We start from the raw sequence: 9,300 nt of genomic DNA, 5'->3' as shown, positions 1-9,300 counted from the left end.
GCTAACTTCAGCCTCGGCAGAGACGTGCCGCCGTCAGTACGGCACCCAGACGCCGTTGAAATATGCACCCCACTGGTGAAAGCCGACACTCCACATCGGTTCGTTCGGTGACCACCATGGCCGTGGCGGCGGGGGCGGCACGTCCTGCGACGCAAATGGGGGCGCGTATGGCGGCTTGGGCGCGTACCACTCTGGTGACGCGGGCGGCGGTTTGCATTCGAACGTCGCCACATTCCACGACATGTTGGAATCGCACTCCGCCGAGCTGATCCCCGGCGTCGCGATCACCGTGGCCGCGATCGCGCCCGTGGCAGCCACAACGACAGCGGTCAGACGACGAAATAACCACCTCATGGTGGGCCTCCCCTTGGCGTCATCCCGGCCTGGGATGACGCCAGCCTATTGCGTCGATACCGCCACGACCAGAAAAAATCATTCCGGAACGGCACACCGCCGGCGTGGCATGTCCGTCCGGCCGGGAGTTATGCGCGTCACCGTGGTATCAAGTACTTAATATTCGGAGGGCTGGTTGCTCGACGCCGAGAAGATCCTGATCACCGGTTACTTTCTGTGTGAGGTCCTCAGCGCGTAAATCCCCACTCTGCCTCGTTCTCTTCGGTTTTGAGATGCTCGGCAGGATCCTCGGTGTCGGCGAGCGGCGGCTGAGAAGCGCGGGGGGCGCGCTCACCGATTTCGGTAATCGCGTGTACGGGGCAGTCGAGCAGCGCGCGCATGACCGCGTCGCGATCCGGTTCCGCCACCGTGCCGTCCCCGATGAGCGATGCGTATCCCCAATCGTCCAGCGAGAAGTATCCCGGCGCGTGCTTGGCGCAGATGCCGAAGCCGTCGCAGACTGTGCGGTCGAGACGGATTTTCATGCTTGCCTCGCAGGTTCCGCCTCGTAGGGACGGTCCGCGCGGAACGGGCCGCGTGCGCAGTCCGGGCACGTGCCGTCGAGATGGACGCGGACTTCGTTCGGGAACTGATCGAGCAGGCTGGCGGCAACGTTGGTGGCGGCATCCAGCGTCGCGCACGCGCCGCGTCCCCGCAGCAGCACCGACCAGCGGCGCAACCGTTCGACATCTTCTGTCGTCGCCGCACCGTCGCGCAGCGCCCCGGCGGCCGCGGCCATCGCCGCCGTCCCGTTGAAGCAGGATCCGCACTGTCCGGCGTTTTCGCGGTCGAAGTACGCCAGCACCGACGCCGCGACCGCAACGGGACACTCGTCGGTGATGACCGAGATCGCGCCGCAGCCCAGACCGCTGCCGACGCGGCGCATCGTCTCGTGGTCCAAGGTTGTCGCCAACACCGAGCGGTTGAGCAGGCCGGCGAAGTAGCCGCCCATCAACGCTCCCCGAACGTGGTCTGCCGAAACACCATGCAAGGCAAGCAAGTCGGTGAACGCTAGGCCGTGGGGGAGTTCGTAGAGGACCGGCGGCCTACCCGCGCCGGTGATGGTGGCCAGGAAGGTCCCCGGCGACAGCGTGGTGCCTTCCGATCGATATTCAGCCGAGCCGTGGCTTTGCAGGTAGGGCAGGTTGGCCAAAGTCTCGACATTGCTCACCAAGGTGGGCCGGTCATCGACTCCCGCCTCGAAGGGCCGCGGCGGCTTGTCTGTCGGCTTGGCCGGGCCGCCGTTGATGGCCCGAACCGCAGCGGTCTCTTCGCCTGCCACGTATCCGGGCTGCACGGTGCGAAGGTCGATCGTGACGCCCAGGGTATCGGGATCCAGCTCGCCGAGCGCGGAGTCGACGCTGTGCGCCGATTCCTGGTCGGACACGTAGACGTAGGCGCGGTCAGCGGCCACGATCGTCGCGGCCAGCCGCAGCCCGTCGAGGACCAGGTGAGGGCGATTGCGCAGCAGCCAGCGGTCCTTGACCGAAGCCGGTTCTCCCTCTTCGCCATTCGCGACAACGACGGGGGGACCCATGAATCGTCCGTTGTCGCGCACCGACCGCAGCTTCACCGCCAGCGGAAAGGCCGCACCGCCGCGGCCGACCACACCACCGGATTCGACTTCGCGCAGGAATGCATCGGCGTCGGCAAGCGGACGGTAACCGCCGAGCTTGCGATAGGCCGCCAGGTCTTCCCGACCTTGGCCGGTCTGCTCATTCAACAGCCGCGGGGCGCACCCAGGTGCGCTGACGGTGGTGACGTTGGTGGATTCGGTGGTGCTCACGGTCGGCCCGCCATCGTCTTGGTTAGGCTTGCGCACATGCGAACTGCGGTGGTGCGTGTCAACGTCGACCCCGACAGCGTGCTCACGCCCGCGCAGCTACGGGACGGCATGGCGGCCCTCCTCGAGGTTGCGGACGAGGCCGGCGTCGGCGTCGTTGAAAAGGACCTCGCATCCATGCCGGCGAGTCGTCGCGGGGTGGAACTGCTCATTGCGGCCGAAGATGGCGATACGGCCATGGGCACGGCTATCGAGTTGTGCACCAAGGTCTTCGGTGTTGGACCGGTCCCGGGCGTGATCACCTTTGTCAGCCGGGGAACTGACGACGACGCGCACGGGGTGCTGTCCGCGTTCGGGTTGACCGGTGACATCGAGCGCACGCCCGGCGACGACGGATTCGACATCGTCCACGTGACGCTGCGGGAGTCCGACCTCGAACGGATTCCGGAAAGCCGTGTACACACGGCGCTGGAGGCGTCGCTCAATTGTGAGGTCTACATTCATACCGTGTAGCGCCATTACGAGCCCAGGAACTCGAGAATCGCGGGTGCCGCTTGCACCCAGGTGTCGAACATGTTGAAGTGCTGTACCCGGCCCGCGGCCCGGTCTTCGGACGCGCGCTCCCAGGCGTCCTCGGGCCAGGGCGGATCGATGAGCTTGGATCCCTTGATCAGGCAACTGACCTCCAGCGACGTCCGCTTCGGGTGATCCAAGTCGTTCTCGCCGCCGCGAATGATCAACGTAGGGACCTTGATCCGGTCGAACATCTCGTCCTCGACGCCCGGGATCGTCTGTCCGGGCTTGGAGACGAAGGCGTTGAGCCAGCGCAGCATCAACTTGAGGAACTCGCCGGAGTCGAAGTCGAGGAACCGCTGCTTGTTGTTCGGGTTCTCCTCGATGCGCTCACGCCACTCGGCCACCTTCATCACGCCGTCCATGCCCGTGCCGCGCACCGCGAGGATGCTGGGAACGATGTAGAAGGAGCCGAGCACGAAGGTTCCGTAGGTGCCCCCGACGATGTTCCACACCACGAGCTTGGTGACCATGTCGGGGTAGAGCATCGTGGTCAGCATGGAATCCCTTGCCCCACCGGAGCCTCCGGCCAGAATGCAGCGCTCGAAGCCCAGGCCGGTCACCAGCTTGTGCAGCGTGTCGGCGCGCATATGCGACTCGCTCTGTCCGTAGAACTGCACATCCGAGGCACCGCAGTTGGGCCGGTCCCACAGCAGCACCCGATAGCCGCCCGCGGCCAGAGCATCGGCCAGCGGACGCAGGCCGGGGATCTCCTTGCTGAACCGGCCGCCCGGCGTAAGGGCAATGAGATCGCCAGAGTCACCGAGGATTTCGTAGACGACATTTCCCCCGTTGATCTCGATAGAAGGCACCCGATTCTCCTGTAGCTAGGCCTGAACCAAAACGTCGTTGCCGACGACGCGCACCGGATAGGTACGGATACTCCATTCGGGCTTGACCGCGGTGGTGCCGGTCGCCAGCTCGAAACCCCATTGGTGCCAGGGACAGTAGATGTACTCCAGGTCGCGCACCATGACGGAATCGCCCGGCGCGGTCTCGTCGACGATCGTGCGCCCCCGGGGTCGTCCCGAACACAGCGGCCCGCCTTGGTGGGGGCAGTAGTTCGCGATGGCGTAGAACGTTCCGTTGACGTTATAGACGCCGACGCCGTGCCGTCCGATCGGCACCAGTTTGTGTGTGCCCGGCGGGATTTCGTCTACGGTTGCGACGACGTGCTCGCGGCCCTGGGCGAGACGTGGCTCGGGCCGCTTGGTTTCTTCCGTCAACTCAGAGCACCCGGGTCTGACCCTCAAGGACCGGAACGGTCTCGGGCAGGTGATAGGTCGCGATGCCGTTCTTGTACATGACCGCGTCGCGGGCGTACTTGGGCAGGTGCTTGACCAGCCAGCGCGGGTCGTCGAACGTCCAGTGCGGGTAGTCCGAGGAGAAGAGCAGAATCTTCTCGCACTCCATCCATTCCAGCGCGCGGGTCAGCTGGGTCTTGTCTTCCGGGTAGTCGAGCGGCTGGGTGGTGAACTTGATGTGGTCTTTGACGTACTCGGACGGCTTGCGCTTGATGTCGAGCCACGACCTGCGTGCGTCATAGATCGCGTCCATGCGCCACATCAGCGGAAGGATCCAGCTGAACGCGTGCTCGACGAACACGATTCGCAGCGTCGGGAATCGGTCGAATACACCGTCGAAGATCAGGCTCATCACCTGGTTGGCCGCCAGCAGCGAGTACGTCACCATGAAGTCGTGGTTGTAGCTGGGGAATCCCACCGGCGGAATCGGCAGCTCGTCGAACTGGCTGCGTGACAGGTGGCAGCTCACGGTGATGTCGTGTTTGGTGGCCGCCGCCCAGATCGGGTCGTATTTAGGGTGGCCCCAGGACGGTCTCGGCTCGGCCTTGATCAGGATCTGCGCCATGTAGGGGTGCCCAGCCCAGCGCTCGATTTCGCGGGCGGACTCTTCCGGCTCCTCGATGGCGGCACAGATGGAACCGCGCCACCGCTCGTGCCAGTTGTTGTGGCTGTCCAGCCAGTGATTGGCCTGCCAGTCGTTCAACGCGGCCGACATCGCATGCTGCGCCTCGGGTAGGCGGGCCGGGTAGGCGCCCGGTTCCAGGATCGCGATGTCGGAGCCGGCTTCCATGATCAGCTGACGGAACGCCAAATCAGGGTCGCTGCAGGGAAACTCGCCGTTGGGAGGGAAGGAGTCCACGCGCATCGCGTAGGAGTGCGCGTAATCGGGCGCGTCGTAGTAGATCTGCTCGCCAATGGAGCGAGTGAGGAAGTACTTACTGCGCCACGGCTCGGGGATATACGGGAGCAACTCTCCGCGCTTGGGGGCCGGGTGAACATCCGAGTCGACGCAGCGGACGGCTATACGCTCGGTAGCGGGAACCCGCTCCTGCGAATGGGTCAACGTCATCTGGTTCTCCTCAGTCTTTCGCGATCTTTCTACTGTGCGCCCACCCCGGCAGGAATGTCTATGCCGTACAGCTGCGCCGCGTTGCGCCAGCACAGCTTCTCGCGCTGCTCGGCGGACAACGCGCTGGGCAACTTCGTGACATCGCCGCACTGCCAGTGTGGATAGCTCGAGCCGAACATCACCATGTCGTCTTTGCCGGTGAAGCCGAACCACTCGCCGGCGAATTCGACGTCGCCGGGGCCGTCGAGACTGCCCTGAACGAAATACACGTGACCCGGCAGGTAATCGCTGGGAATCCGCGGGGCCCATGGTGTCTGCTCGAGGTGCGGCCGGCCGAACGTGTCCATGCGCCAGATGAACGGCGTGATGAAGTCGGCGGCGCCATCGCCCCATACGAATTTGAGGCCGTCGAACCGCTCGAACACTCCCTCGGCGATCATGTTCATCTGGTGATACACGTAGTTCAGCGCCATGAAGCTGACGTACTGCTCGTAAGTGCGGGTGTTCCCGTTCGGCGTCGGCGGAAACGCGATGCCCGAGCCGACTTCGATGTGCGCGGCGACGGGAAGCCCGGCGTCGACGGCGGCCTCCCAGATGGGCCAGAACTGCGGTTTTCCGTAGAGCTCACGGGATTGCAGCGGCACGCCGATTTGGACCACCCGCGGATGTGCGCGCCATCTCTCGATCTCGCGCAGCGCGCCGGGGATGTCGTCGGGGTTGACCCGGATGGTGCCGCGGAACCGCTCGCCGAACTGGCTGGACTCCAGCCAGTTCGACACCATCATCTCGTTGTGCGCGGCGTGCAGCGCGCTGCCCAGGTGCCGGTCCGGCATGATGCCGCGCGCCATCGGATGCAGGACCGCCACATCGACCCCGCGCTTCGAAAATAGTTCATTGGCAACGAAATCCGGATCCGAACCAGGGTACTGGCGGTCGGGACCTTCGGTGTTGGGCGCGTACTCACCGCCGGGGGCGCCATACCAGTCCATCTCGTAGTCGGGGAAGCCGCGGCTCTTGAACGGCTCGCGCAGGGTCTTCCGCAGCGCTTTGTTGGACGGGAAGAAGATGTGCACGCTCGCGTCGATCAACGGTGCGCTGGTTCCGTCAGTGTGTGTGATCACGAAGGCCACCCTTCGGCTCCGGCGGCTGAAGCCGGCCGTGCGAGGTCATATGATAGCCAATCTAACATTTTCTTCAGCGGTCCATCAATGGGTTTCCGGTAAGCATTTCGTTTAATCATCATCCCTGGTAGCGGGCATTTTATGGGTTTTCGAACAAGTCTGATTCTTTTTTATGGATAATACCATTCTCCCGTCCAGGGACAGCCGCGATCCGCATGGTTGGTCACCACGACGGCTGACCCCCGATGGGCTAGTCCGAAGTCCCGCCTACCGTGACGCCGGCGGCCCGCTCGAACGGTTTGATCACCGTCGTGAAGTCGGACTCCGCCCCCTCCTCGCGGGCGAGTGCCTCCCAGAGCCGGCCAACAGTCTCGGCAACTTCGGCGGGCACGCCAAGCGCCTTCGCTTCGTCAAGGTAAAGGCGCACGTCTTTGAGCATCAGCCCCGTCGCAAAGCCGTAGTCGAAGGTGCGCGGCAGGATCGCGCGGGGGAACTTGTCGCGGCTCGCGCTCGTCGCACCCGATCCGGCATTGAGCACCTCGATCATCACTCCTGGGTCGAGGCCGGCCTTGACGCCCATCACGACCACTTCCGCGGTCGCGGTCAAGACATTCGCCGCCAGAAGGTTGTTCGCCAGCTTCATCGTCTGCGCCGAGCCGGGCTTGTCGCCGACATACACCGGCCGGCCCAGAGTCTCGAGCACGGTTCGCACGGCCTCGAATTCCCCGCGCGGGCCGGACACCATGAGCGCCAGCGTCCCTTTCTCGGCGCCCCCGACACCGCCGCTGACCGGGCTGTCCATCGCCGCGATGCTGCGCTGGGCCAGCAGGCCATGGATCTGCACCGCCGTTCGGCTGCCGACGGTGGACAAGTCGACGTAGCGCTGCACCCGCGCGCCTTCGATCACGCCCGCGGGACCGGTGGCCACCTCGAGCGACGCGCCCGGGGTGGGAAGGCTGGCCAGCACCGTGTCCGCGCGGTCGGCGACCTCCTTGGGTGACGACGCCGGTCGTGCCCCCAGGGCGGCGACGCGCTCGACGGCTTCGCCGCGCGTGTCGAAGGCGACTACGTCATGCTGTTCTTCGATGAGGCGACATGCCATGGGAAAGCCCATGTTTCCCAGCCCGATGAATCCGACGTCCACGACGCGCCCCTTTCCTCGATGGTGGCGACCCGCTGCGCCGGCTCCGCCGCGCTAGCGATCGCCACGGTCCCGGTCCAGTTCGGCGAACGCCTCACCCGCGATACGAAAGCTGTCGACGGAGGCCGGCACGCCGGCGTAAATGGCCACCTGCAGGAAGACCTCGCGGATCTCCTCGCGGGTGACACCGTTGGTCACTGCGGCCTTGATGTGCGTGCGTAACTCGTTGGGTCGGTTGAGCACCGAGATCATCGCCAAGTTGAGCATGCTGCGGGTTTTGCGTGGCAATTCCTCACGGCCCCACACCGCGCCCCAGCAGTACTCGGTGACGAGATCCTGCAAAGGCCCGGTGAAGTCATCCGCGTTGGCCAATGCGCGGTTGACATATTCCTCGCCCAGTACCTCCGAACGGATGTGGAGACCCCGCTGATAGGTTTCGCGATCCAATGCTTTCCTCCTTCAAAGGTGAACGACGACGGTCTTGGTGGCGCTGAATGTATCGAGCGCTTCGTAGCCCTTCTCGCGGCCATAGCCGGACTTCTTGAAACCGCCGAACGGCAATTCGACTCCGCCCCCGGCACCGTAGGTGTTCACGTACACCTGGCCCGCGCGGATCCGTGCGGCCAGCCGGTGTGCACGGGATAGATCGGTCGTCCATACCGCGGCGATCAGACCGTACCGCGTGCCGTTGGCCAACTCGATCGCCTCGTCCTCGGTGCGAAACCGATTGACCGTCAGAACGGGGCCGAAGATCTCTTCCTGGGCGAGCGGCGATGCGGGGTCGACACCGTCGATGATCGTGGGGGCGAAGTAAGCGCCGTCAGCCAGTCGCGCATCGTCCGGAGGGCCACCGCCGCAGAGGATTTCGCCCTTGACGTTGTCGGCGAGCATGGTTTGAACCCGATGTTGCTGCTTTCGGGAGATCAGCGGGCCGAGGTCGTGGTCCTCGATGCCGGGCCCGATGGTGGCCGACGACAGATGCTGGCGGACCACGTCGACCAAGGTGTCATGAATCGTGTCGTGTACCAGCAGGCGTGACCCGGCCGAGCATGTTTGGCCGGCGTTCTGCAGAATCGCCTTCGCGATCGACTCCGCGGCGCGAGCCAGATCCGCGTCGGGAAATACGATCTGCGGGGACTTCCCGCCCAACTCGAGCGTCGTGGGCGTCACCCGATCGGCCGCTGCACGGGCGACCACCGACCCGATCTGAGTCGACCCTACAAAGCCGAGATGGTCGACATCGGGATGCGCGGCCAGCGCCGCACCGGCCTCGGCACCGATGCCGGTCACCACATTGAACACTCCCGGCGGCAAGCCGGCCCGCACCGCCAGTGCGGCGAGTTCGACTGCCGTTCGGGGTGTTTCGTCGGCGGGTTTGACCACCGCGCAGTTGCCCACCGCGATCGCGGGAGCCACCGCCCGGGCGAGTAGTTGCATCGGATAGTTCCAGGCGATGATGTGACCGGTCACTCCGAACGGCTCGCGCCGGGTGTAAGCGTGTAGATCCGTTGAGAGCGGGATGGTTTGGCCGCAGTAGGAGTCGATGGCGTGGCCGTAGAAGCGCAAATACCGTGCGGCGACGCCGGCATCGGCGCGTGCCTGGCGCAGCGGCTTTCCGGTGTCCTCACTCTCCATCCGGGCTAACCCGTCGCTGTTCTCCTCAATGACGTCGGCGATCCGCGTCAACGTTGTTGCCCGCGCCTCCGGTGAGGTGTCCGGCCAGTGCTTCGACGCCGCTCGCGCTGCCCGGACGGCGCGATCCACTTCATCACTGCCGCCGCGCGCCACCGGTCCGAGGGATCCTCCGGTTGCCGGATCGATGTTGTCGTACACGTCCGTCGAGGGCACCGATTCGCCGTTGATGAATGACTGTGTGCTGGTCACGTGGCCCTGACCTCTTTCGTCGCGCCGACGGA

11 protein-coding genes are annotated in these 9,300 nt (G+C 65.0%); 1 reads left to right on the top strand and 10 read right to left on the bottom strand.

Annotated features, from left to right (window positions below):
- Positions 1 to 33: 33 nt before the first annotated feature.
- The 3 genes from AC5Y4F_RS04005 to AC5Y4F_RS03995 form a co-directional block, all read right to left on the bottom strand.
- Positions 34 to 354 (bottom strand): hypothetical protein, encoded by a 321-nt coding sequence (locus AC5Y4F_RS04005; protein ID WP_067939981.1) that lies wholly within the window; start codon positions 352 to 354, stop codon positions 34 to 36.
- A gap of 227 nt (positions 355 to 581) precedes the next feature.
- A complete protein-coding gene (locus AC5Y4F_RS04000; RefSeq protein WP_067939979.1) occupies positions 582 to 878 on the bottom strand; it encodes a ferredoxin in 297 nt (98 codons plus the stop codon).
- Positions 875 to 2,179, bottom strand: a complete 1,305-nt coding sequence (locus AC5Y4F_RS03995; protein WP_067940086.1) for an NADH-ubiquinone oxidoreductase-F iron-sulfur binding region domain-containing protein — start codon at positions 2,177 to 2,179, stop codon at positions 875 to 877. The genes AC5Y4F_RS04000 and AC5Y4F_RS03995 overlap by 4 nt, the downstream gene beginning before the upstream one ends.
- Before the next feature lie 36 nt (positions 2,180 to 2,215).
- Here AC5Y4F_RS03995 and AC5Y4F_RS03990 point away from each other — a divergent pair, with 36 nt between their 5' ends.
- Entirely contained in the window at positions 2,216 to 2,689 is a 474-nt protein-coding gene (locus tag AC5Y4F_RS03990; RefSeq protein WP_067939977.1) for a hypothetical protein, read from the top strand.
- 5 nt (positions 2,690 to 2,694) lie between these two features.
- On the opposite strand, the gene AC5Y4F_RS03985 is transcribed toward AC5Y4F_RS03990, so the two are convergent.
- From AC5Y4F_RS03985 to AC5Y4F_RS03955, 7 genes are all read right to left on the bottom strand, one after another.
- The gene (locus AC5Y4F_RS03985; RefSeq protein WP_067939975.1) at positions 2,695 to 3,561 is read right to left on the bottom strand and encodes an alpha/beta fold hydrolase; all 867 of its coding nucleotides are present in this window, start codon (positions 3,559 to 3,561) and stop codon (positions 2,695 to 2,697) included.
- A 15-nt stretch (positions 3,562 to 3,576) separates the two neighbouring features.
- Entirely contained in the window at positions 3,577 to 3,975 is a 399-nt protein-coding gene (locus AC5Y4F_RS03980) for a Rieske (2Fe-2S) protein (RefSeq protein WP_067939973.1), read from the bottom strand.
- A 1-nt stretch (position 3,976) separates the two neighbouring features.
- On the bottom strand, positions 3,977 to 5,122 hold the full coding sequence (locus AC5Y4F_RS03975; protein ID WP_067939971.1) for an amidohydrolase family protein: 1,146 nt from the start codon (positions 5,120 to 5,122) through the stop codon (positions 3,977 to 3,979).
- A 29-nt stretch (positions 5,123 to 5,151) separates the two neighbouring features.
- A complete protein-coding gene (locus AC5Y4F_RS03970) occupies positions 5,152 to 6,243 on the bottom strand; it encodes an amidohydrolase family protein (protein ID WP_499995229.1) in 1,092 nt (363 codons plus the stop codon).
- A 250-nt stretch (positions 6,244 to 6,493) separates the two neighbouring features.
- On the bottom strand, positions 6,494 to 7,387 hold the full coding sequence (locus AC5Y4F_RS03965) for an NAD(P)-dependent oxidoreductase (protein WP_067939969.1): 894 nt from the start codon (positions 7,385 to 7,387) through the stop codon (positions 6,494 to 6,496).
- Positions 7,388 to 7,438: 51 nt separating this feature from the next.
- Positions 7,439 to 7,831: a carboxymuconolactone decarboxylase family protein gene (locus AC5Y4F_RS03960; protein WP_067939967.1), complete on the bottom strand. Its 393-nt coding sequence runs from the start codon at positions 7,829 to 7,831 to the stop codon at positions 7,439 to 7,441.
- A gap of 12 nt (positions 7,832 to 7,843) precedes the next feature.
- Complete coding sequence (locus AC5Y4F_RS03955; protein ID WP_499995227.1) at positions 7,844 to 9,268, bottom strand: aldehyde dehydrogenase family protein; 1,425 nt, start codon at positions 9,266 to 9,268, stop codon at positions 7,844 to 7,846.
- Positions 9,269 to 9,300: the final 32 nt, after the last annotated feature.

The organism is Mycobacterium sp. NGS56, assembly GCF_059812425.1.
The sequence above is the reverse complement of the archived record's forward strand: the minus strand, read 5'-3'. Positions and strand labels throughout refer to the sequence as shown.

Excerpts from the sequence above, each read along its gene's own strand:
- AC5Y4F_RS03975 (WP_067939971.1), bottom strand. The coding sequence starts at position 5,122 with ATGACGTTGACCCATTCGCAGGAGCGGGTTCCCGCTACCGAGCGTATA.
- AC5Y4F_RS03990 (WP_067939977.1), top strand. The coding sequence starts at position 2,216 with ATGCGAACTGCGGTGGTGCGTGTCAACGTCGACCCCGACAGCGTGCTC.
- AC5Y4F_RS04005 (WP_067939981.1), bottom strand. The coding sequence starts at position 354 with ATGAGGTGGTTATTTCGTCGTCTGACCGCTGTCGTTGTGGCTGCCACG.
- AC5Y4F_RS04000 (WP_067939979.1), bottom strand. The coding sequence starts at position 878 with ATGAAAATCCGTCTCGACCGCACAGTCTGCGACGGCTTCGGCATCTGC.